The sequence below is a fragment of the Nocardia arthritidis NBRC 100137 genome (assembly GCF_001612765.1).
GTDB classification, from domain to species: domain Bacteria; phylum Actinomycetota; class Actinomycetes; order Mycobacteriales; family Mycobacteriaceae; genus Nocardia; species Nocardia arthritidis.
Genome location: NZ_BDBB01000048.1, coordinates 1 through 21,049, shown reverse-complemented (window position 1 = coordinate 21,049; position 21,049 = coordinate 1). Strand labels below are relative to the sequence as shown.

Below are 21,049 nucleotides of genomic sequence, written 5' to 3'. Positions count from 1 at the left end.
GTAGATCTGCATGGCGACACTGAGCGAGCTGCTGGCCGAGCACACCGACCTCCCCGGGGTCGCCGTGGACCATCTGCAGCGGGTGGTAGGCGATTGGCAGCTGCTGGCCGATCTGTCCTTCGCCGATCTGCTGCTGTGGGTCGGTGCGGGCCCGGTGACGGAGGGCGCGGACATCGTGTGTGTCGCGCAGTGCCGTCCCACCACCGCCCATACCGTGCATCAAGAGGACTTGGTCGGCACATCCGCTCTGCAGGCCGAACATCCGCAGGTTTTCGACGCGCTGGCCAGCGGCGATATCGTGCGAGCCGACAGCGACGTCGAGACATCCGGTGTCTATCACCCGCGTCCGGTGCACGCCATCCGCGAGGCGATTCCCGTGCGGTGCGGTGACGATGTGATCGCCGTGCTGAGCCGGGACACCGATCTGCAACGCTCCCGGGTGCGTAGTCAGCTGGAGAGCGCGTACGTGGCGTGCGCGGACGATCTGTGCCAGATGATCGCCGACGGCACCTTCCCGACCACCGAGGATCGCGCGGCCACCCATTCCAGCCCGCGCGCGGGGGACGGCTTCATCCGCCTCGACACCGACGGCATCGTCGTCTACGCCAGTCCGAACGCGCTCTCGGCCTATCACCGGATGGGCTTGCAGGCCGACTTGGTCGGCCAGGATCTCGCCGTCACCACCCGGTCCTTGATCACCGATCCATTCGACGCCCAGGAAGTGGTGGGCGACATCCAGGCCGCGCTGGCCGGGCGGACCGGACGCCGGATGGAGGTCGAGGCGCGCGGAGCCACCGTGCTGCTGCGCACCCTCGTGCTGCGCCCGCACGGCGAACTGGCCGGCGCCGCCGTGCTCGTCCGCGACGTCACCGAGGTCAAGCGGCGCGATCGTGCCCTGCTGAGCAAGGACGCCACCATCCGGGAGATCCACCACCGGGTGAAGAACAATCTGCAGACCGTCGCGGCGTTGCTGCGCCTGCAGGCGCGCCGCACCGAGAACGAGGAGGCGCAGGTCGCGCTCACCGAGTCGGTGCGCCGGGTCACCTCCATCGCGTCGGTGCACGAGATGCTGTCCATGTCGGTGGACGAAGAGGTCGATCTCGACGAGGTCGTGGACCGGCTGCTGCCGATCATGGCCGACGTGGCCACGGTGCACACCACGCGCATCAAGGTGCGCCGCGCAGGCTCGCTCGGTGTGTTCTCCGCCGAACGCGCCACCCCGTTGGTGATGGTGCTCACCGAACTGGTGCAGAACGCCATCGAGCACGCCTTCGATTCGGGCGAAAACGGCACGGTGACAATCCGTTCCGAGCGTTCGGCGCGCTGGCTGGACGTGATCATCAGCGACGACGGCCGCGGCCTGCCGCCCGGGTTCAGCCTGGAGTCCTCGGATCGGCTCGGCCTCCAGATCGTCCGGACCCTGGTCACCGCCGAACTCGGCGGTTCCATCGGCCTGCATCCCGGCGCCGATATCGGCACCGACGCCGTCCTGCGCGTCCCGCTGGGCCGTCGTTCCGGCCGTTGACCGATCGGCGGTAGACGGATTCGCCGCTTCGGCACCGGTCGCGTGCGAACTCCCGGGACCTGTTGCTCGCAGGTCGCGGGCGGACGCTACTCGGGTGCGGTCGGCGGCTTACCGTGCGGCACCCATCCGAATGTCCGTATCGAGCGGAATGCGAGGTGCGGGTCGGATTCGCTACCGGTCCCACGCGCTGGAGAACCGACTACTTTCGCACAGCTCCCGCGCATTCGCGAGTCGAATCGCCGCCCGGCCGCAATTGCCGCAATTGCCGTTCCACCCAACCGCATTGGTCGGTTCCCGTTTCCTCCGCGAAGCGAGACCGGGTATTTCCAGTTCGTGATCCGGCGGACATAAACAACACAGCCCGGCACCTATGGGTGCCGGGCTGAAATGCGTTACCGGGCCGGGCTGAATGGCCCGGTAATGCTGATCGTCTCGCTCAGACGACAGTGCGGGTGCGGGTGCGCGCGTTGCGACGCTTGAGCGCCCGGCGCTCGTCCTCGCTCATACCACCCCACACGCCGGCATCTTGTCCGGACTTCAGGGCCCAGGACAGGCAGTCGGCGGTTACGGGGCAGCGAGCGCAGACCAGCTTGGCATCGGCAATCTGCGCGAGCGCCGGACCACTGTTACCCACCGGGAAAAACAGCTCGGGGTCCTCATCGCGACAGATGGCCTTGTGGCGCCAGTCCATTCCTCTGCTCCTTTGCTGGGCGCCGCGTGAGGCGCCTATGGGTTTGTGGTTCGTTCACTTGTGCGACTCGAATGTTTCCGCACGGTTGCTTGTGAATGCTTTCACGAACACCGTAGATGTCAATAGGCACGCGGTGCACCGTGGGGAAGCTCACGCTCTGAAGGCCCCCACAGGGGGAAGCCTGCCCGGTCCTTTGTACTCGCTCCACCGGGTTTTCGCAGCACTACCCGCGATGTTTTCGGGGGTGTTTCGCCCTCAGCGCGGCCGCGGAGCGACGACCGCGAGGACGTCGGGCACGGCAGTGAAATCCACCACGTTGCGCTTCCCGATGAAGTCGCCATCGATTTGCAGGCCGATGGGTTCTTTGGACTCGATTCGTACGGTGGGAACGTCGTCTTCGCGAAATAAATTGCGGGACTTGGGGTTTCCGTCGGCTGCGAGGAGCTGGCGCGCGAGCAGCAGGGTGGGGACGACGGCCATGGAGCGCACCGCAAACACTCCGAGCCCCGTTTCGAACCGGGTGCCGGGATTGGTGTGCACCGGCGTGGCGTTCAGGTAGGTCCACGGTGTGGTGTTGGTAACGAAGGCGTAGTGCACTCCGTCTACCGGATCGCGGCCGGGAATTTCCACCTGAACGCCCGGTTCGTTGCGTTTCGCCCGGAAGAATTGCCGAACGGTCGTCAGAACGTATCGCCCGGGGGTGGCGGCGCGGCCACGGGCGCGGCTGGCGTCGATCGCCTCACACACGTCGGCGTCCAATCCGACGCCCGCGCTGAAGCAGAACCAGCGGTCGTCGGCCAGTCCGAGGCCGATCCGGCGATCGGTTTCCACCGTGAGCAGGTCGATGAGCTGATTGGTGGCGGTCACCGGGTCGGGGGAGATGCCGAGCGCTCGGGCGAAGACGTTGGCCGAGCCGCCGGGGATCACACCGAGGCGCGGCAACCAGGCTTGACCGTCGTCGAGGACCGGCAGCGGCAGGAATCCGTTGATGGTCTCGTTGACCGTCCCATCGCCGCCGTGCACGACGACGAGGTCCATTTCGTTGGTCGCCGCCCATTGGGCCAGTTCCGCGGCGTGGCCGCGGTGCTGAGTGTGCGCAACGGTGAGCTGGGTGCGGCTCTCCAGCGCGTGCGCCAAGAGGTCCCTGGTCGCGGGCGTGGTGGAGGTGGCATTCGGGTTCACGATCAGCAGCGTCCGCACGATGGCAGCCTAGTTGGCCGCCGGCCCACGCCGGAAAAGCGGCGAGCGGCGCCCCGTGTGCCGTTGGGCGGCCCTACACCAGGACGAGGGCGGGACCGAGCGGGTCGTAGGCTTGCCGCGTGAACGAGCGTCAGCGAGGGAAGCGAGGACACCGTGCGCTGTCGCGCACGACGGAGCCGAGTGCGGGCGAGGCGCGAGCGTGAGCGACGAAAAAGCGGGGGCGGTGCCGACGACGGTCCGTGCGGCAGGTGCCCTGGTGACGCTGGAAGGCGTGGTCGCCGTGGGCGTCGCGATCGTGCTGGTGGTGCGCGGACTGCTCGGTCACGATCAATCCACGACCAGCGGCTACGGCACCGCGGCCTGGTTCGGCATCCTCGGCGGCGCGGTGCTGGCCGCGGGCGCCGGGCTGCTGCTGGGGAAACGCTGGGGGCGCGCGATCGCGGTCATCGCCCAGCTGCTGCTGCTTCCGGTCACGTGGTCGCTGCTCACCGACTCGCATCAGCCGGTCTACGGCGCTGCGCTCGGCGTCGTCGCGGTCGCCGCGCTGGTGCTGCTGTTCGCGCCCGCGTCCACCCGCTGGATGGCCGAGGACTACGGGGTCGAGCCGGAATAGTCCCCGGCGGCCGAGCGCAGCGCTGCCCGGCAGAGGTGGTCGGCGTGCCGGGTGGTTTCCGGGAGCCGGTATCGCGGGGTCAGCGCGAGCACCTGGTCGCAGGCGGTGTCGAGGTCGATGCGATGGCCCACGGAGACGAATACCGGCTTGACGCCGCTTCTGGTGCGTAACGCGCGCCCGACCACCACCGCGTCGATGGTGATGTCGGTGGCCGCGCCGCGTTCCGGACCCGGTTCGGCGTATTCGCCCCACACGGTCTTCGCCACGCCGATCGTCGGGACGCCGGTGAGCAGGCCGAGGTGGCAGGCGAGGCCGAAGCGGCGCGGATGCGCGAGTCCCTGCCCGTCGCAGATCAGCAGATCCGGTGCGCTGTCCAGTTTTGCGAGCGCGGCGAGGGTGGCCGGGATCTCCCGGAAAGCGAGCAGGCCCGGCAGGTAGGGGAAGTCCGTGACGCCGTGCGCGACGGCGGAGGTGACCGGTTGCAAGGTGTCCGCCGCCAAGACCACGGCGGCCGCGGCCACCGCACCGGTGTCGTCGTAGGCCGAGTCGAGTCCGGCCACCGTGTGGAACCGTGCGCCCGGCGGGGTCACCGGAGAAACCAGCGGCCGCAATTCGTCCTGCATCGCCATGGCCGATTCGGCAGTGGTGGGCCAGGCCCCGAGGTCGAGCGGCGGGAGCCAGGACATGCGCTACCGCGCTTCGGCGGCCAGCTTGCCGAGCGCGTCGCCCGCCAGCCGATAGCCCGCCCATTCGACCTGAGCCACCGCGCCGATCGATTCGTAGAAGTCGATCGAGGGCTTGTTCCAGGTCAGCACCGACCAGGCCACGCGGCTGTAGCCGTGGTCGACGGCCTCCTTCGCCAGGGCCGTGAGCAGCGCCTTGCCATAGCCCCTGCCCCTCGTCTCCGGTTTGACGTAGAGGTCTTCCAGGTAGATGCCGTGCACGCCGTCCCAGGTGGAGAAGTTCAGGAACCAGATGGCGCAGCCCAGCAGGCCCGACTCGTCCGCGACCACGTGCGCGAACACCTTCGGCTCCGGCCCGAACAGCGCGGCGCGCAACTGCTCGGTAGTGACCGTGCATTCGTGCCGCGCCTTCTCGTATTCGGCCAGGTCGTAGACGAGCTCGACCAGGGCGGGCACGTCGGAAGGAACCGCGCGGCGCAGGACGGCGGAGCCGAGGTCGACGGCGGTGGGGTCGGCGGGGCCGGTTCGGGTCACAGTGACGCTCCGTTGGGTACCAGGTTGTGCGCGCGGATAGCGCGCGCGTCGTGTTCGTAGCCGAGCACGGTCAGCGCGCCGGTCGCCATTGCGAACCGGCGGCCCTCCCGGACGTCGAATTCCGCCCAGCGGGCGATCAGTGCGCGCGAGAAGTGGCCGTGCCCCACCAGCACGATATCCCGCTCCGGAAGGACGGGCGGCACGGCGGCCAGCACCCGGTCGGCGCGCTCGCATACCTGCTCGGCGGTCTCGCCGTCCGGGACTGGACCGGTCCAGATGGTCCACCCGGGCACGGACTCGCGGATCTGCGGGTTGGTCAAGCCCTCGTAGGCGCCGTAGTCCCATTCGGCGAGTTCGTCGTCCACCACGGCGCCGGTGAGCCCGGCCAGCTCGGCGGTGCGTCTGGCGCGGAGCCGGGGGCTGGTGCGTATCAACGGGTTCCGCAGTTTCAGCGTTGCGAGCAAGCTACCCGCCGCCCTGGCCTGCTCTTCGCCGCGCTCGGTGAGCGGGAGATCGGTGCGGCCGGTGTGCCGCCGCTGTGTGGACCAGCTGGTCTCGCCGTGCCGGAGCAGCACAACGCGGGCATCGTCGAGTGCGGACATGTCTCCATGATGGTCCACCGATGATCATGGCGGTGCGCGGGATCGGACGCCCTCCGGATCCGAACCCGCGCCCACCGCCGGAGGCTAAGACTCGATCGAGTCCCCCAGTTCGAGCACCACCAGGGGAAGCGGCCGCGAGATCTTGGCCTGGTAGTCCGCCAGCAATGGATTGTTCGCCATCGCCCATGCCGCGAACTCGTCGTACTCGGCTCCCTCCAGCGCCCGCGCCGTGCCTCGATAGGTGGTGGGCCCCCACTCGACGATTACGGCGGAATCGGCTTTCACGTTGTGGTACCAGGCGGGGTACCGGTCCTCGATGAACGAACTCACGTAAAGGGTTTCGCCACGGCGCAACAGGCCGAGCGGGACCATGTGCGTCTTGCCGCTCTTGGCGCCGGTGGTGGTGAGCAGGATCAGTTCACCGCCTTCGTACGCGCCGCCGACCTTGCCCGCGTTGTCGCGGAACTCCTGGATGACGCCGTCGTTCCAATGCGCGATGTCTTCGTCGGAGTACTGCTGATTCCACGGCGCGTCCGGATCGTCGTAAGAGGTGATAGCAGCGCTGTTTTCGCTTGCGGCGGGCGGGGTTTCGCTCATGCCCTCAGTGTGCTCCATGGCACCGACAAATTCGCCGGGCCTCACGCGAAGGCGTGCAGTTCGCCCTCGCGCAGCTCGAGTACGGTCGTCCCTATCACGGTGAGGGAGATGGGGCCGCCGCCGTAGCCGGGCCGCTCCACCGGGATGCGCCCCGCTTCGGCTCCCGTGGCAGGGTCGAGGACGGTGAGCGCGCCGGCGGTGGGCAGCAGCAGCTTTCCCGCCATCAGCGCCGGTGCGCCCAATGCCGCGCCCGCGGTCCACAGCGGGTCGAAAGTGCTGCCGTTCAAGGCGATCACGCTGTTACCGGTGAAGACCAGATACGCCGACCCGATGCGGGTGGTCGTGGCCGTCTGGCTCAGGGGCGCCGAAAGTTGATGCACCACAACAGGGTTGCCGTTCCCATCGTAGACGGCCAAGCGCGGCGGCAGCGATTCCGCACCGGTGGTGGCGCCGGGGAAGTAGAGCACGATCCGGCTGTCGGACACCGCGACCACCCGGGCCTCCCCGGAATCCGCTCCGGGACCGGTCAAGACGTGCGAGCCGTACTCCTCCGGCACCGTGTTGTCCTTGGGGGCCGGGTTCAGCACGGTGAGCCGTTCGGCCGGGTCGGCGGGGCAGCGTTCCAGCACGGCGAGCCGGGACGGGCTGGAGCCGGAGGACAGCAGCGTGCAGCCTCTGCGCGGCTGGGTCTTGACGTTCACCGGGGCGTCGACGAAGCCGTACTCCACGGTGCGCACCAGGTCCGAGCGCCACATCTCCAGCCGCTGCGGTCCCTGCGCGAGCAGGTAGGTGCCGTCGACCGACAGCCGCACGTCGCGATCCATGTAGCTGCTGCGCGCCGTGCGGCGGGCGCCGCTGTCGCCGGCCAGCATCGTGGCCTGGCTGCACCCGCGCTCGTCGCGGTAGACCGCGATCACCATGCCGTACTGGCCCTCGACCCCGCACAGCGGCAAGTCGCGCCGGTACTTCCACAGCTGGTCACCGGTGCGCGGGTCCCGGCCGGTGACCGTATCGCCGTCGCCGGTCACCGCGACGCCGCCGGACACGAGCGCACGCGCGCTCGCGCCGTCCGGCGCGTGCCACAGTTCGCGCAACGCGGCAGGCAGTTGATCGGCCGCCGCCGGGGTCGGCACCGTGGAGGACGCGATCACCGACTCGGTGCCGTGCGCGTCGCCGCGCACCCACACCAAGACCCCGGCGATCACCACGAGAACCGCGATCGCGACTGCGGAGATGATATCGGCGCGCGTCCGCCGCTCGGGTGCGAGCACGAAAGCGAGACTAGCCGATCCGAGCGGTCAGGCCGATGCCGCTGCCGCGGGCTCCGCCGCGCTCCCGGCGTCCTCCGCCGCCGCCTCGCCCTCGCCGGCACGACGGCGCCTGCGCCGACGGCGAGCGGGCCGGTCGGCGGTGCCGGTCTCGTCCGCGTCGTCGTCCGAGCTGCCGTGGTCGTCGGAGGCCTCGGTGCTCGACTCGTCGCCCGCGGTGTTGTCGGTCCCGTCGCCGCTCGGCTTGCGCCGCCTGCGCCTGCGGCGGGCGGGCTTGTCGGCGTCGGACTCGGCTCCCGCCTGCTCCGAAGACGTACTCTCGGCGTCCGCGGGCGAGTCCGTCTCGGCCGCGTCGGCGGCGTTCGGCGTACCGTCGATCGGCTGGCCGGCGCGGGTGCGCCTGCGGTTGCGCTTGCGCGGGGTGCGGGCCGGGCGTTCGACCACGACCGCGTCCGCGTCGCGTTCCACTTGCGCCTTGCGCACCACGCCCGTCACGCCCTCGGGAATACCGAGATCGGAGTACAGGTGCGGCGAGCGCGAGTACGTCTCGACCGGCTCGGGGATGCCGAGGCCGAGCGCTTTGTCGATCGCCGACCAGCGGTTGAGTTCGTCCCAGTCGATCAGCGTGATCGCGACGCCGGTGCGTCCCGCCCGGCCGGTGCGCCCGATCCGGTGCACGTAGGTCTTCTCGTCTTCCGGGCACTGATAGTTGACGACGTGCGTGACGTCATCGATGTCGATGCCGCGCGCCGCCACGTCGGTGGCGACCAGCACGTCGATGGCGCCCTTGCGGAACTTGGTCAGCGCCTTCTCGCGGGCGATCTGCCCCAGGTCGCCGTGCACCGCGCCCACCGCGAACCCGCGCTCGGCGAGGTCGTCGGCCACCTTCTGCGCCGTACGCTTGGTGCGCGTGAAGATCATCGTGGCGCCCCGGCTGTCGGCCTGCAGGATGCGCGCGATCAACTCGCTCTTGTCCAAGGCGTGCGCGCGATAGACGAACTGCGCGGTGCGGTCGTGCACCGCCGAGTCGTGCGGCTCCTCGGCCCGGATGTGCGTGGGGCGGGTGAGGAAGGTACGCGCAAGGGTGATGATCGGCCCGGGCATGGTCGCGGAGAACAGCATGGTCTGGCGCTTGTCCGGGACCATGCCGAGGATGCGCTCGATATCCGGGAGGAAGCCCAGGTCGAGCATCTCGTCGGCCTCGTCCAGCACCAGCACGCCGATCTTGCCGAGAATCAGGTGCTGCTGGTCGGCCAGGTCCAGCAGTCGGCCGGGCGTGCCGACCACCACGTCGACACCCGCGCGCAGCGCCGCGATCTGCGCCTCGTAGGGGCGGCCGCCGTAGATGGACGCGACGCGCAGCGGTCCCTGGTGATTGGTCAGGTACTTGCTCGCGTTCTCCAGATCCTTGGTGACCTGGATGCACAGCTCGCGCGTCGGCACGATGACCAGTGCGCGCGGTGTGCCGTCCAGCGGCGTCGTGCCCGATTCCGCGGTCGCGATTCGGTGCAGCAGCGGCACGCCGAATCCGAAGGTTTTACCCATACCGGTGCGGGCCTGACCGATGAGATCTTCCCCGGCGAGCGCCAGTGGAAGGGTCAGTTCTTGAATGGCGAAAGTACGTTCGATTCCGATCTCGCCGAGTGCGCGGACGATTTCCTCGCGCACCCCCAATTCGGTGAAAGTCGGGGCGGTGTGCGTTGCGTCCAGCTCGGCCGTCAACAGGGTCTCCGCCAGACCTGGTTCCTGATCGACTGTGATCTTGCTCAGGGTTCGTGCCTTCCTCGTAATCACGTCCCGCGCGCACGAGGTGGGGCGGACCGGGCGGTCCACGACGACCACGACTCCGCAGGCGATACTTCACCCGGCCACGCTCCGGATGCCGGGCGCCTGCCGCGACAAGCGGCGGCTACCTCGCAAAACATCGGCGCGGCGCACTGGTGACGCGGATTGGTGCGCGCACATTTTCCTGTCCAACGAAAACTTCGCACCCGAAACCGGTCAGCGGTCGCAGCGGCGTCTCCGCGATGTGCGTGAGCGCGACGTCCGGCAACTCTGTCGAGCGAAACTTTCCGTTGTCCGACGCGATTGTAGCGTGATATTGTGCGTCGCTCGAATTGCCACTGCGGCGCGCTCCGGAAAATCCGCCGGACCAGTCGTTTGCTTTCGTCGCACCGCGCACCCACGTACGCTGCGCCACATGGGAATTCATCCGGCGCGGCAAATCTGGGCGACGCTCGAACCGCTACACGATGTGGTCTATTTCGGAACCGGCGTCAAGGAGGCGGGCGTCGGAATCGGCCTGCGCGGTTACTGGCAGACCTACTTCGCTTTCCGCGCCGCGCCGCTGGGCGCGGTGACACCCGCGACGGTGCAAGCGGTCTTCGCCGGATTCCACCCCGACATGGTGCGGCGCGCGCTGCCGGAGGCGTGGGAACGGGCGACGCCGCAAAGCTGCCTCGCCACCCGGCTCGACCTGGCCACCGGTCTGCTGCGCGGCATCGGCGCGGGTGACGCGGTGTGCGCTCGCGCGGTGGAGTTGCTCACGCCCGCGCAGCGGGAGGCCGATCCGACCGGCCGGGCGCTGTTCGCCGCCAACGCGGACCTGCCGCTGCCCGCCGACCCGGTGGCAGCGCTGTGGCAGCTGACCACCTCGCTGCGCGAGCACCGTGGCGACGGCCATGTCGCGGCCTTGGTCACCCATGGTCTCAGTGGACGCCAAGCGCTGGTCGCCCAGGTGGCCGCGGGTAAGGCGCCCGAATCGGTGATGCGCCTCGCGCGCGGGGTGTCGGAGGCGGAGTGGGCGGATGTCTTCGACGAGTTACGCGCCCGGGGCTTGGTGGAAGGCGAACCGGTCACTCCGACCCTCACCGGCAGTGGCGCGGAGCTGCTCGCCGAAGTGGAGGCCGAGACCGACGACGCGGCGTGGACGGGTGCGCTCGCGGTGCTGTCGGCCGACGCGATCACCGAGCTCACCACGTCGCTAGAGCCGCTGGTGCGCAGCGTGCAAGAGGCCGTGGTCCCGCCACTCAACCCGGTCGGCATGGGACCGCGGTAGCGCGCTCCGGGACTTGCCTGTTACCGACGGTACCGTCATATGAGACTCTCTTCGATGTGAGCCTTGCCGACACTGTCACCCTCGCCGCACGCAACGCCTGGGCGCTGACCTTCGGCTCCGGCATCGAGGCGCCGGACCCGACTCCCGCGACGATCCTGTGGGACCAGCCGCATCGGCAACTGCGGCGCTTCGAGCCAGCGAACGCGACGGCGCCGGAAGGGGATTCGGCCGTCCTGCTGGTCCCGCCGCTCGCCGCGCCCGCCACCTGTTTCGACCTGCGGCCCGACCAGAGCCTGGCGCGCTTCCTGCTGGAGATCGGCCGCAGCCCGTACGTCGTCGACTACGGCGAGATCACCTTCGCCGACCGGCGCATGGGCTTCGAGGACTGGATCGATGACATCCTGCCCGAGGCGGTGCTGCGCACCAGTGCCGATCGCGACGGACGTGCGGTCGATCTGGTGGGCTGGTCGCTCGGCGGCACGCTGGCCTTGCTGACCGCCGCGGCGCACCCCGAGCTGCCCATCCGGTCCATCACGGCCGTCGGCTCACCGCTGGACTACGACCGGATGACCGGCGTGCCGCAACTGCGCGCCGTCGCGAGACTCACCGGCGGCCGAGCCACCTCCACCGTCATCCGCGCGGCCGGTGGCGTTCCTGCGACACTGACTCGAATCGGCTACAAGGTCACCGCCTGGGACCGCGAGCTGACCCGGCCGTGGTTCGTCGCGAGCAATATCGCGCGCACCGAGGCACTGGCCAAAATGGAGACGATCGACCGGTTCATGGCCGAGATGCCCGGGTATCCCGGCCGTTTCTACGGCCAGCTGTGGGGCAGGTTCATCCTCGCCAACGACATCGGTCGCGGTGTCGTCGTGCTCGGCGGACGCCGGATAGAGCTGGCGAATGTGACCGCGCCGGTCCTGCTCGTAGGCGGGCCCTCCGACGTGATCACCCCGGCTCCCGCCGTCGAGGCGGGCGCGCGCGTGCTCACCGGAGCGGCGATGGTCCGCTACGAGAGCGCCCCCGGCAGTCACCTGGGCATCCTGGCCGCGCCGACCGCGCGTGACACGACATGGAGTTATCTCGAGAAGTTCCTGGCCGAGACCGCCTGAACCGCGGTGAGTATTACGCTGGGGCACATGGGAGCACAGTCACCTGCCGCGTTAGGTGTTTCGTCGACCGACCCAGCAAACCTCTTCATCCCCGCCGGTCATCCCGGCGTGACCGACCTGTTCGCGGTGCTCGCCTACGGCGAGATCTCCGCGTTCTACCGGCTGGCCGAGGAGGCCAAGCTGTCGCCGACCCTGCGGGGCAAGGTGGCGGTGGCGAAGATGGCCTCGGCCGAGATGGAGCATTTCAAGACGCTGGAGTCCGCGCTGGCCGCGCGGGGGGCCGATGTCTTCGACGCGATGGCGCCGTTCGTGCGCGCGCTGGACGACTACCACGCCTCCACCGACCCATCGACGTGGCTCGAGTCGATGGTGAAGTTCTACGTCGGTGACGGCATCGCCGCGGACTTCTATACCGAGATCGCGGGCGCGCTGACTCCCGATGTAGCCGCGGTGGTCCGCGACGTGCTCGCCGAGACTCGGCACTCGGAGTTCGTGGTCGAGGAGGTGCGCCGCGCGGTCACCGAGAGCCGCTCCGAACGCGACCGGCTCACCCTCTGGGGCAGGAGGCTGCTCGGCGAGGCGCTCACGCAGGCCCAATACGTCATGGCGCAGCGCGACGAACTCACCGACCTGGTGCTCACCGCCACCGGCGACCTCAACGGCATCGCGGCGCTGATCGAGCGAATGCAGGACAGTCACGCCGAGCGCATGGCGGTACTCGGCATCTGAGCGCGGGCTACGCGTTCGCCGCGCGGTCGGGCACCAGCCGCAAGCCGGGCGCATGCGTGCTCGCCCGGTCGGTCAGCCAGACGACGACGCTCTGGTCGCGGTCGGCTTCCAGGGTCTCGAACGGTACCTCGACCATGCCGTGCACGGGATGGTCGAGGTGCAGCATCCCGGAGCCCGCGGCGCCGACTCGATGCGGTTTCCAGCGCTCCGCGAAATCCGGGAGTTCGCGCAGCGCTGCGATCGTCTCCAGCAGTGCGTCGTCGCCCGGCCAGTGGAGTTTGGCGCGGCCGAGCGCGGCGGCGAAGGCGTCGGCGGCCTGCTCCCAGTTGCGCAGGACGCGCCGCGCCGCGGGATGCTCGAAGGTGTACCACGCGAGGTTGGGCCGATGGGCTCCGTCCAGCAGCCCCAGCGGGGCGACGAAATCGGCCCACGCCTGGTTCCAGCCCAGCACGTTCAGCCTCCGGCCGACCACGAAGGCCGGCGTCGGCTGCAAGGCCCGCAGGATGGTCTCGATCGTCGGAGCCACCTCCTCCGCGGCGGATTCGTTGCCGGGGCACCGGGATTCGTTGCCCGAGGCGAGTGCGAGCATGCTGAAGTGCTGGCGTTCGTCGCCGCTCAGCAGCAGTGCGTCGGCCAAGGCGTCGATCACCGCGACCGACGGGTTGGTGTCGCGTCCCTGCTCCAGCCGGGCCAGATAGTCGGCGCTCACCCCCGCGCGGACGGCGACCTCTTCACGACGCAGGCCAGGGGTCCGGCGGCGTCCGCCCTCGGGCATGCCGACGTCCGACGGCCGCAATTCGGCGCGACGCGCGATGAGGAATTCCGCGAATCCGTTTCGAGCCATGTGTCCCATCGTGCCCGGTCCGAGGACGGTTATCCGCGCCCTGTCAGGTCCAGGATAACGGCGGTCTGGCTAGCGGACCGTGGTCCGGTCATTGTCGGAGGTATGACATCCACCTCGGAATCCACCACGTTGAAAACCGGTTCGTGGGCACTCGACACCGCGCACTCCTCGGTCGCCTTCACCATTCGTCATCTCGGCATCTCCAAGGTGCGTGGCGGATTCACCCGGTTCGAGACCGAATTCGTGGTCGACGAATCGGGCGCGGCCACCATCGGCGCGACGATCCACCTCGACTCCTTCGACACCGGCAACGCCGATCGCGACGCCCACATCCGCACCGCCGACTTCCTCGACGTCGCCAACCGCCCCACGCTGACCTTCCGCGCCACCCGGCCGGTGGTCGTCGCGGAGACCTTCGAGGTCGAGGGCGAGGCCACGCTCGGCGCGATCACCAAGCCGGTCACCCTGGAGGTCGAGTGGGGCGGCGTGCGGGACTTCGGCCCGACCGGCGACCGGCACGCGGGCTTCTCCGCCACCGGCGCCATCAAGCGCACCGACTTCGGCGTCGGCGGCCCCCTGCCCGGCATGCTCAGCGACACCGTCAAGATCGAATTGGAGATCCAGCTCATCGAGCCGAAGTGAATGCCGTCGGCGGCCCCCACTAGCCTGGACTCGACAGCACAGGACTCTCAGGTTCGGAGGTTGGCCGTGGAGGTCAAGATCGGTATTTCGGATAGCCCGCGCGAGCTGGTGATCAACAGCGCGCAGACCCAGGACGAGGTCGAGGCGCTGGTGTCCGGTGCGTTCGGCGGCGGCGACGGTGGCGTCTTGTCGCTCTCCGACGAGAAGGGCCGCAAGTTCCTGATCCAGGCGTCGAAGGTCGCCTACGTCGAGATCGGTTCCACCACCGGCGGCCGCGTCGGTTTCGCCGCGGTCTGATTCCCGGTCCGGCCCATACGCAATCGAGCCCCTGTCCCCGATAGCTCGGGGACAGGGGCTCGTTCGTCGTGGTGACCGCTCAGTCGATCGGGTGCAGCGGCACGTGCTTCAGGCCGCCCCACGCGAGCGAGACGGTGGTGTCGACCGCCTCCTCCTTCGGGATCGGCCGATCGGCCTCCAGCCAGTACCGCGCGGTGAACTGACTCGCGCCGACCAAGCCGACGGCCAGGATGCGGGCCCGGTAGGGGTCCAGGCCGGAGTCGTGCGCGACCAGATCGAAGACCGCGTCCACGCAGGCCTCGGTGGCCTGCTCGACCCGGCGCTGCACCTGCGGCTCGCTGGTCAGGTCGGACTCGAAGACCAGGCGGAAGCCCTGCATCTCGTTGTCCACGAAGTCGAAGTACGCCTGCACCGCCGCACGCACGCGCTGTTTGTTGCTGGTGGTGGAGCGCAGCGCTTGGCGGACGCTGGACACCAGCATGTCCACGTAGTTCTGCAGCACCGCGAGATAGAGCTCCAGCTTGCTGCTGAAGTGCTGGTACAGCACCGGTTTGCTCACTCCGGCGCACTGCGAGATCTCGTCCATGCCCGCGGCGTGGTACCCGCGCTGCACGAAGACTTCGCTTGCCGCCGCGAGTAGCTGTTGACGTCGCTCGTCGCGCGGAAGCCGGGTACCGCGTTTGGCGGGTGCCATGGCCTCGGACGACGATCTACGGGACGTCATCCGGTCCACGAGGTCAGTCATTTCGGCTCTCCCAGTCGATTCCCCGGCAAAGGGGTGTGCACCGGGTTATCTCATGAACGATACCCGGTTGTCGCCCGCCCGCGGATCGGGGCCGGGCAACTGGTGCCACCCGAAAAGAATTCTCGCACCGACGGGGCCGCAAGGTGTGCCCGTGAGTGGGGATTCGCCGCTGTGAGACGCTGGTGAACGTGACCGACCGACCGGATAGACCCCCCGCCGGACGGCACGGTGCGCACCGCCCGGCTGGCTCCGGCGCGTCCGGTTCCGTAGGGTCGGACCACATGGCGAGAACCTGGCCAGAGGCGCGATCCGATGGTGCGGCTCGAACCGGCGCGGCCGAGCGGTCGGGGGCAGGCGGCGGATCACCCGGTCGCGGGAAGAAAGAGCGCAAGCGCGGCAAACCGCCCGAACCCGTTGTGTCACAGCCCGATCCGGAGCAGCCCGATCGAGACGGCGTCGAGGTCTACGATCCGCTGGGTCTCTACTCGCACAAAGCCGAACGATCCCATCAGCCGCTGCGCGCCCGCTGGGATCCCACGTCCCCCGACGACGGCAGGGACCGCGGCAGACCCGATCGGGACGCCAAGAAGCAGAGCGCGCTCGGCAGATTCGTCTCGACCTACGGCTGGCGGGCGTACGCGTTGCCCGTTCTGGTCGTGATCACCGTCCTGGTCGTCGTAGACGCGATCCGCGCCGCCGACCCCGACAGCATCGCGGGCTCGGATCCGGGGCTCGGGCGCCTCAGTCCGGCCACCGCCACCGCGGGCATCATCGGCGCCCCTCCGGGCGACGGGCACTTCTCCACCGATCTACCCGCCGGGGCACTTCCCGAGGGCGGCGCGTTCGCCGAGACCGGCGCGGGTGACTGGCACGTGGTGCCCGGCACCACCGCCCAGGTCGGCACCGGAACCACGACCGTCTTCCGCTACACGGTGGAGATCGAGAACGGCGTGGACACCTCCGGCTTGGGCGGTGACGAGGCCATCGCCAAGATGGTCGATTCCACCCTGGCCAATCCGAAGAGCTGGGTGCACGACCCCAAGTTCGCGTTCCGCCGGGTCGACCAGGGCGACGCCGACTTTCGTGTCTCGCTCACCTCCCGGGGATCCAGCCGCAAGGAGTGCGGATTCGACATCCCGATCGATACCTCCTGCTACAACGCCGACGATCGCCGCGTGGTGCTGTCGGACGTCCGCTGGGTGCGCGGCGCGCTCGCCTTCGAAGGCGATATCGGGTCCTACCGGCAATACCTGATCAACCACGAGGTCGGCCACGCCATCGGCTACCACCAGCACCAGCCGTGCGAGACCGACGGTGGGCTGGCTCCGGTGATGATGCAGCAGACCTTCGGTACCAAGAACGACGACATCGCCTCCCTCGATCCGCACGGTGTGGTCCCGATGGACGGCAAGCGCTGCCGCTTCAACCCGTGGCCCTACCCTCGGGGATAGGCTGTGCTTGTTTTTCCAGCGCCTGCGGCGCGGGCCGCGGACGGCGGATGCTCGGTCTCGCTCCGCTCGGAACCCGAGGTCAGGCCGATACCGTCGACATGGGAGGGCAGTGTTCGTCGGATGGAGAGGGTGGTAGTCGCGGCGCGCCGGGCATACGGAACGATGGGCGGGAAGAACGGTCCGGTCGCCGGTGTTGCACAGTTGAGCCCGCCCGATACGGGCGTCACACCGCCGCAGCGATCGGCCAAGCGATTCGAGGAGTCCTGGACGTGTCATCACCCAAGTCCCTGCCGCCACTTGTCGAGCCGGCCGCGGAGCTGACCAGGGATGAGGTAGCCCGCTACAGCCGACACCTGATCATCCCCGATCTCGGCGTGGACGGGCAGAAACGTCTGAAGAACGCCAAGGTGCTGGTGATCGGCGCGGGCGGTCTCGGCTCGCCCGCCCTGCTGTACCTGGCCGCCGCGGGCGTCGGCACGCTCGGCATCGTCGAGTTCGACGAGGTCGACGCCTCGAACCTGCAGCGGCAGGTCATCCACGGCGAATCCGACATCGGCCGCCCGAAAGCCGACAGCGCGCGGGATTCGATCCTGGAGATCAACTCCGGCATCGACGTCCGGCTGCACAAGATCCGGCTGGAACCGGAGAACGCGATCGAGTTGTTCCGCGAGTACGACCTGATCGTCGACGGCACCGACAACTTCGCCACCCGCTACCTGGTGAACGATGCGGCGGTGTTGGCGGGCAAGCCGTATGTCTGGGGCTCGATCTATCGCTTCGAGGGCCAGGTCTCGGTGTTCTGGGAGGACGCGCCGGACGGGCGCGGCATCAACTACCGCGATCTGTACCCGGAGGCCCCGCCGCCCGGCATGGTTCCGTCCTGCGCCGAGGGCGGCGTGCTCGGCGTGCTGTGCGCGTCCATCGGTTCGGTGATGGTGACCGAGGCCATCAAGCTGATCACCGGCATCGGCGAGCCACTGCTTGGGCGGCTGATGGTGTACGACGCACTGGACATGAACTACCGGACCATCAAGCTGCGCCGTGACCCGGAGCGTCAGCCGATCTCCGAGCTGATCGACTACGAGGCGTTCTGCGGCGTGGTGTCCGACGAGGGCCAAGCGGCCGCGGCCGGGTCCACCATCACCGCGCGTGAGCTCGAGGAGTTGCTTGCTTCGGGCACGTCGATCGAGCTGATCGACGTGCGCGAGCCGGTCGAGTGGGACATCGTGCACATCGAGGGCGCCAGGCTGATCCCGAAGGACCGCATCCTGTCCGGCGAGGCATTGGCCGAGCTGCCGCAGAACCGTCCGATCGTGCTGCACTGCAAGACGGGCGTGCGCTCCGCCGAGGCCCTGGCCGCGCTCAAACGCGCGGGCTTCTCCGACGCCACCCACTTGCAGGGCGGCGTGATCGCCTGGGCCAACCAGGTGGACAAGTCGCTGCCGGTGTACTGAGGCGGTGAACGCCTGCGCGCCTCGCTGCGCAGGCAAGTGGCGGCCGAACGGTGCGATATTCACCGAATTCGGCCCCCGGTCGTGAACCCGCACAGCGCCGGCGACTCGACCTACCGGGCGCGCCGGACAGGCCGATGGCTCGCTATGGAAGCGGTTCGTACGCAGTCGACTTGCGAGTGGGTGTTCTCGAATGCGGAGGTTGTCAGCAGACGCGGCCACACAACCTCAGATCCCTCTTTCGAGCGAAGCGAGACCGAGCATCCGCCGTTCGCGGCCGGGCTCGCGTCCGATGGCCGCCGCGTCCGCGACGCAGTCGCCAGCGGCGGTCACTCTGACTCGAGCCACAAGGGAGCCGCGAACACGGCGCGCCGGAGGCGCGCCAAATCAGACACGACGTACCGTACGGCCGTGACTTCTGTGGAACCTCCCGAGCATGTGCGTGCCACGTTCGGTCTGCGCGAAGTGACCCCGGTTTCGATCGGCGACTGGGAAGGCGGCTGGCGCTTCGGTGACGTGGTGCTCAGTCCGGTCGCCGATCACGCGCGCGCGGCGTGGTCTGCGAAGATCCGCGAGACGCTGAAGGTGGACGGCCTGCGGTTGGCGCGTCCGGTGCGGGCGACCGACGGCCGCTATGTGGTGTCCGGGTGGCGCGCGGACACCTATCTGGAGGGCGCGCCCGAGCCACGGCACGACGAGGTGGTCTCGGTGTCCCTGCGCCTGCACCAGGCGACGGCCCACCTCGAGCGGCCGCGCTTCCTCTCGCAGCCTCCCGTCGTGCCGTGGGTGGACGTCGATGTGTTCGTCGCGGCCGATCGCGCCGCCTGGGAGCCGGTGCCGCTGCGCAGCCTCCGCGCGGGTGGGGCGTCGTTGTCGACCTCGCCGGACGGGCGGCGCAGCATCGAACTGATCGGTCAGCTGGCCACCCTCCGCAAGCCGGTGCAGACGCCGCCGCAATTGGTGCACGGCGACCTGTTCGGCACCGTGTTGTTCGCGGGTGCGCAGGTCCCCGGCCTCACCGACATCACGCCGTACTGGCGGCCGGCGCCCTGGGCGGCCGGCGTGATCGTGGTGGACGCACTGGCCTGGGGCGGCGCGGACGACGGGTTGCTCGAACGCTGGGCGGACCTGCCGGAGTGGCCGCAGATGTTGTTGCGCGCGGTCATGTTCCGGCTCGCGGTGCACGCGCTGCACCCGCGGTCGACTCCGCAGGCGTTCCCGGGTCTGGCGCGGACGGCGGACATGGTGCGCCTGACCCTCTGAGAGCAAAGCGGTTCTCGGGCGAGGTATTCGGGTACCACAGATCCGACTCGTTCGGTTCGGCAAACAGCCCACCCGGGGTTCGGATGGCCGCCGCTGTCGCCAATGTCGGGAATGCCGGATACTCGCGGTAACGCATGTGTGCCGCATGCGCCAGAGACTCTCGCCGAGAGAGGTACGGATGTTGTTTGTTGTCCCGCGGGGACAGGCCGTGTGGACCACGCCGGGTGGAGGGTGTGCATGACGACCCTTGCAGACATAGATCTCGAAGACCTTCCGCATCCCGCCTATGCCAGCGATGGTCTCAATGCGGTTGTCGACGCCGCCAATGTATACATGCAGAACGCGGTCGTGCTGTTCGCGTCCGGGTGGGACGGCGGCCAGCCGGACATGATCGCTTGGCTGGCGGATAAGAAGCTGTTGAGCGCCGACGGTCGAAAGCTCACCAAGGATGGCGCCCAGACGCTCGATCCTGGTTCGTCGGTGCTGGTCGACAACTATGACGACAAGCGCGGTGCGTTCCGGGATAAAACGTCGCAACTGCAAGCGCAGAACGACGGTGTGAACGAAAGCGCCATCGCGAGCTTCGACACCTCCAACAAAGCGTTCCAGGATGTCAAAGGGATCGTGGCCGGGCTCAAAACCGAGTTGAGTCGCGCACCAGGGGAGCACCAGCTGACCCGTCTGCCCGATGGGAACTTGCACCTGACCGCCGGCGAGGAAAATCGGCTGTTGCAGCTGATTTTGGAGGGCGTGGACCGTGTGCATGACACGATCGAGGACGCGGACAGTGGTATGCAGAGGGACGCGGGCGATATCTACAAGATGATGCCCGACCTCCCGCGCAACCCCTACGGCAACGCGCCGGATGTCGGGTCCCGGTCTCCGTGGGCGCCGACCGCGAGCAACGCCACCTGGACCCGAGGTACGGGGACTCCGGACGACATCGTCGCGAAGGCGCGAGAGCAACTGGCGCTCGGTGTCTCCGAAAGCGGAGGCAACAACGTCCCCATGTTCCGCGGCCCGGACGGCAAGCTCTACAAGGCCCCGTACAACATCAACGACGCGTGGTGCGCGGCCTTCTCCACCTGGACGTGGGATCAGGCCGGTTACAACGTCGACTGGACCAACAAGAACTATGTGCCCGCCATCTGGAACGATGCCAAGCATATGGGGTTGGCATCGAATATCTCGAATGCCCAGAAGGGCGACATGATCATCTTCGACTGGGAAGGCGACGGAACTCCCGACCATGTGGGAATCGTGGAGTCCGTGGATCCCCGAACCGGCCGGATCACCACCATCGAAGGCAATTCCAGCGATCAACTGAAATCCAACAGCTATTCCATGAACGCGGGATCGCTTGTCGGAGTGGTCAAGCCGCCGTCCAACAACGCCGCGCGGGTATAACGGTTTTACTCACGGTTTTCGGCCGGTTACCCGGCCGGTCCGTGCTGGTGATGCGAGTTCGGCGATCCCGGCCGGACGTGGTCGCCTACTTCCGACCATGGCATTGCACTGAACCGTGGCAGCACATACCTTCGCCGCACATGTTCCGGTGCACCGCGCACGGAGTCTCGCGACAGTTCCGTGCGCGGTGCCCTGAACCGCGCGACAGCCTGCTCAGATCGAAAGATCGTTCACTGAAGCAGACTCGTTGCCGGACACGTTGATGCCCAAATTTGCGGCGGTGCGATCGATCTCGTCGTCGGCGTGCTGGAACTCGATGGCCGAACCTGCTGAGAGT

At 68.6% G+C, this 21,049-nt stretch carries 21 protein-coding genes; 11 read left to right on the top strand and 10 right to left on the bottom strand.

The window, feature by feature from the left end:
* Positions 1-10: 10 nt before the first annotated feature.
* Positions 11-1,525: a sensor histidine kinase gene (locus tag NA8_RS27590; RefSeq protein WP_063053266.1), complete on the top strand. Its 1,515-nt coding sequence runs from the start codon at positions 11-13 to the stop codon at positions 1,523-1,525.
* A 436-nt stretch (positions 1,526-1,961) separates the two neighbouring features.
* Here the strand turns inward: NA8_RS27590 and NA8_RS27585 are convergent, their stop codons facing one another.
* Positions 1,962-2,216 (bottom strand): WhiB family transcriptional regulator, encoded by a 255-nt coding sequence (locus NA8_RS27585; RefSeq protein ID WP_011211115.1) that lies wholly within the window; start codon positions 2,214-2,216, stop codon positions 1,962-1,964.
* Between the two features lie 255 nt (positions 2,217-2,471).
* Complete coding sequence (locus tag NA8_RS27580) at positions 2,472-3,416, bottom strand: diacylglycerol/lipid kinase family protein (RefSeq protein WP_063053265.1); 945 nt, start codon at positions 3,414-3,416, stop codon at positions 2,472-2,474.
* 199 nt (positions 3,417-3,615) lie between these two features.
* Between NA8_RS27580 and NA8_RS27575 the strand changes: the two genes are divergently transcribed.
* Positions 3,616-4,029 (top strand): hypothetical protein, encoded by a 414-nt coding sequence (locus tag NA8_RS27575; RefSeq protein WP_063053264.1) that lies wholly within the window; start codon positions 3,616-3,618, stop codon positions 4,027-4,029.
* On the opposite strand, the gene NA8_RS27570 is transcribed toward NA8_RS27575, so the two are convergent.
* The 6 genes from NA8_RS27570 to NA8_RS27545 all read right to left on the bottom strand — a co-directional run bounded on the left by NA8_RS27570 (position 4,008) and on the right by NA8_RS27545 (position 9,504).
* Positions 4,008-4,715, bottom strand: coding sequence for an endonuclease V (locus NA8_RS27570; RefSeq protein ID WP_063053263.1), 708 nt, complete (start codon positions 4,713-4,715; stop codon positions 4,008-4,010). The two genes, NA8_RS27575 and NA8_RS27570, sit on opposite strands and share 22 nt — an antisense overlap.
* Positions 4,716-4,718: 3 nt before the next feature.
* Positions 4,719-5,246, bottom strand: coding sequence for a GNAT family N-acetyltransferase (locus NA8_RS27565; protein ID WP_063053262.1), 528 nt, complete (start codon positions 5,244-5,246; stop codon positions 4,719-4,721).
* Complete coding sequence (locus NA8_RS34775) at positions 5,243-5,848, bottom strand: acid phosphatase (RefSeq protein ID WP_063053261.1); 606 nt, start codon at positions 5,846-5,848, stop codon at positions 5,243-5,245. Before NA8_RS34775 ends, NA8_RS27565 begins: the two co-directional genes overlap by 4 nt.
* 84 nt (positions 5,849-5,932) lie before the next feature.
* Positions 5,933-6,445 (bottom strand): nitroreductase/quinone reductase family protein, encoded by a 513-nt coding sequence (locus NA8_RS27555; RefSeq protein WP_063053260.1) that lies wholly within the window; start codon positions 6,443-6,445, stop codon positions 5,933-5,935.
* A gap of 41 nt (positions 6,446-6,486) precedes the next feature.
* Positions 6,487-7,716, bottom strand: coding sequence for an Rv3212 family protein (locus tag NA8_RS27550; protein WP_063053259.1), 1,230 nt, complete (start codon positions 7,714-7,716; stop codon positions 6,487-6,489).
* 27 nt (positions 7,717-7,743) lie between these two features.
* The gene (locus NA8_RS27545; protein WP_063053295.1) at positions 7,744-9,504 is read right to left on the bottom strand and encodes a DEAD/DEAH box helicase; all 1,761 of its coding nucleotides are present in this window, start codon (positions 9,502-9,504) and stop codon (positions 7,744-7,746) included.
* A 409-nt stretch (positions 9,505-9,913) separates the two neighbouring features.
* On the opposite strand from NA8_RS27545, the gene NA8_RS27540 reads away from it, so the two are divergent.
* Genes NA8_RS27540 through NA8_RS27530 form a run of 3 tightly spaced genes read left to right on the top strand, consistent with a single transcriptional unit; the run spans position 9,914 to position 12,612 of the window.
* A complete protein-coding gene (locus NA8_RS27540; protein ID WP_063053258.1) occupies positions 9,914-10,771 on the top strand; it encodes an SCO6745 family protein in 858 nt (285 codons plus the stop codon).
* A 56-nt stretch (positions 10,772-10,827) separates the two neighbouring features.
* Positions 10,828-11,883 carry an alpha/beta hydrolase gene (locus tag NA8_RS27535; protein ID WP_063053257.1) on the top strand — a complete coding sequence of 352 codons (1,056 nt, stop codon included), beginning with the start codon at positions 10,828-10,830 and terminating at the stop codon, positions 11,881-11,883.
* Between the two features lie 27 nt (positions 11,884-11,910).
* Positions 11,911-12,612 carry a ferritin-like fold-containing protein gene (locus NA8_RS27530; protein ID WP_063053256.1) on the top strand — a complete coding sequence of 234 codons (702 nt, stop codon included), beginning with the start codon at positions 11,911-11,913 and terminating at the stop codon, positions 12,610-12,612.
* Positions 12,613-12,619: 7 nt separating this feature from the next.
* Here the strand turns inward: NA8_RS27530 and NA8_RS27525 are convergent, their stop codons facing one another.
* Positions 12,620-13,456, bottom strand: a complete 837-nt coding sequence (locus NA8_RS27525) for a helix-turn-helix transcriptional regulator (RefSeq protein ID WP_063053255.1) — start codon at positions 13,454-13,456, stop codon at positions 12,620-12,622.
* Between the two features lie 102 nt (positions 13,457-13,558).
* Between NA8_RS27525 and NA8_RS27520 the strand changes: the two genes are divergently transcribed.
* Positions 13,559-14,098 carry a YceI family protein gene (locus NA8_RS27520; protein ID WP_063053254.1) on the top strand — a complete coding sequence of 180 codons (540 nt, stop codon included), beginning with the start codon at positions 13,559-13,561 and terminating at the stop codon, positions 14,096-14,098.
* Positions 14,099-14,164: 66 nt separating this feature from the next.
* The gene (locus tag NA8_RS27515) at positions 14,165-14,395 is read left to right on the top strand and encodes a DUF3107 domain-containing protein (RefSeq protein WP_040869214.1); all 231 of its coding nucleotides are present in this window, start codon (positions 14,165-14,167) and stop codon (positions 14,393-14,395) included.
* A gap of 79 nt (positions 14,396-14,474) precedes the next feature.
* On the opposite strand, the gene fasR is transcribed toward NA8_RS27515, so the two are convergent.
* On the bottom strand, positions 14,475-15,140 hold the full coding sequence (gene fasR, locus NA8_RS27510; protein WP_040869167.1) for an HTH-type transcriptional activator FasR: 666 nt from the start codon (positions 15,138-15,140) through the stop codon (positions 14,475-14,477).
* 281 nt (positions 15,141-15,421) lie between these two features.
* On the opposite strand from fasR, the gene NA8_RS27505 reads away from it, so the two are divergent.
* The 4 genes from NA8_RS27505 (at position 15,422) to NA8_RS27490 (ending at position 20,712) form a co-directional block, all read left to right on the top strand.
* Positions 15,422-16,591: a DUF3152 domain-containing protein gene (locus tag NA8_RS27505; RefSeq protein WP_084467128.1), complete on the top strand. Its 1,170-nt coding sequence runs from the start codon at positions 15,422-15,424 to the stop codon at positions 16,589-16,591.
* A gap of 269 nt (positions 16,592-16,860) precedes the next feature.
* Positions 16,861-18,045, top strand: a complete 1,185-nt coding sequence (moeZ, locus tag NA8_RS27500; RefSeq protein WP_063053253.1) for an adenylyltransferase/sulfurtransferase MoeZ — start codon at positions 16,861-16,863, stop codon at positions 18,043-18,045.
* A gap of 408 nt (positions 18,046-18,453) precedes the next feature.
* Positions 18,454-19,305, top strand: a complete 852-nt coding sequence (locus tag NA8_RS27495; protein WP_063053252.1) for a TIGR02569 family protein — start codon at positions 18,454-18,456, stop codon at positions 19,303-19,305.
* 237 nt (positions 19,306-19,542) lie between these two features.
* Positions 19,543-20,712: a CHAP domain-containing protein gene (locus tag NA8_RS27490; RefSeq protein ID WP_169810572.1), complete on the top strand. Its 1,170-nt coding sequence runs from the start codon at positions 19,543-19,545 to the stop codon at positions 20,710-20,712.
* Positions 20,713-21,049 lie beyond the last annotated feature (337 nt).

What these genes read in the sequence shown, in the direction of transcription:
- NA8_RS27585 (WP_011211115.1), bottom strand. Translation starts at nt 2,216, where the DNA reads ATGGACTGGCGCCACAAGGCCATCTGTCGCGATGAGGACCCCGAGCTG.
- NA8_RS27525 (WP_063053255.1), bottom strand. Translation starts at nt 13,456, where the DNA reads ATGGCTCGAAACGGATTCGCGGAATTCCTCATCGCGCGTCGCGCCGAA.
- NA8_RS27520 (WP_063053254.1), top strand. Translation starts at nt 13,559, where the DNA reads ATGACATCCACCTCGGAATCCACCACGTTGAAAACCGGTTCGTGGGCA.
- NA8_RS27570 (WP_063053263.1), bottom strand. Translation starts at nt 4,715, where the DNA reads ATGTCCTGGCTCCCGCCGCTCGACCTCGGGGCCTGGCCCACCACTGCC.
- NA8_RS27540 (WP_063053258.1), top strand. Translation starts at nt 9,914, where the DNA reads ATGGGAATTCATCCGGCGCGGCAAATCTGGGCGACGCTCGAACCGCTA.
- fasR (WP_040869167.1), bottom strand. Translation starts at nt 15,140, where the DNA reads ATGACTGACCTCGTGGACCGGATGACGTCCCGTAGATCGTCGTCCGAG.
- NA8_RS34775 (WP_063053261.1), bottom strand. Translation starts at nt 5,848, where the DNA reads ATGTCCGCACTCGACGATGCCCGCGTTGTGCTGCTCCGGCACGGCGAG.
- NA8_RS27590 (WP_063053266.1), top strand. Translation starts at nt 11, where the DNA reads ATGGCGACACTGAGCGAGCTGCTGGCCGAGCACACCGACCTCCCCGGG.
- NA8_RS27530 (WP_063053256.1), top strand. Translation starts at nt 11,911, where the DNA reads ATGGGAGCACAGTCACCTGCCGCGTTAGGTGTTTCGTCGACCGACCCA.
- NA8_RS27490 (WP_169810572.1), top strand. Translation starts at nt 19,543, where the DNA reads ATGACGACCCTTGCAGACATAGATCTCGAAGACCTTCCGCATCCCGCC.
- NA8_RS27555 (WP_063053260.1), bottom strand. Translation starts at nt 6,445, where the DNA reads ATGAGCGAAACCCCGCCCGCCGCAAGCGAAAACAGCGCTGCTATCACC.
- NA8_RS27505 (WP_084467128.1), top strand. Translation starts at nt 15,422, where the DNA reads ATGGCGAGAACCTGGCCAGAGGCGCGATCCGATGGTGCGGCTCGAACC.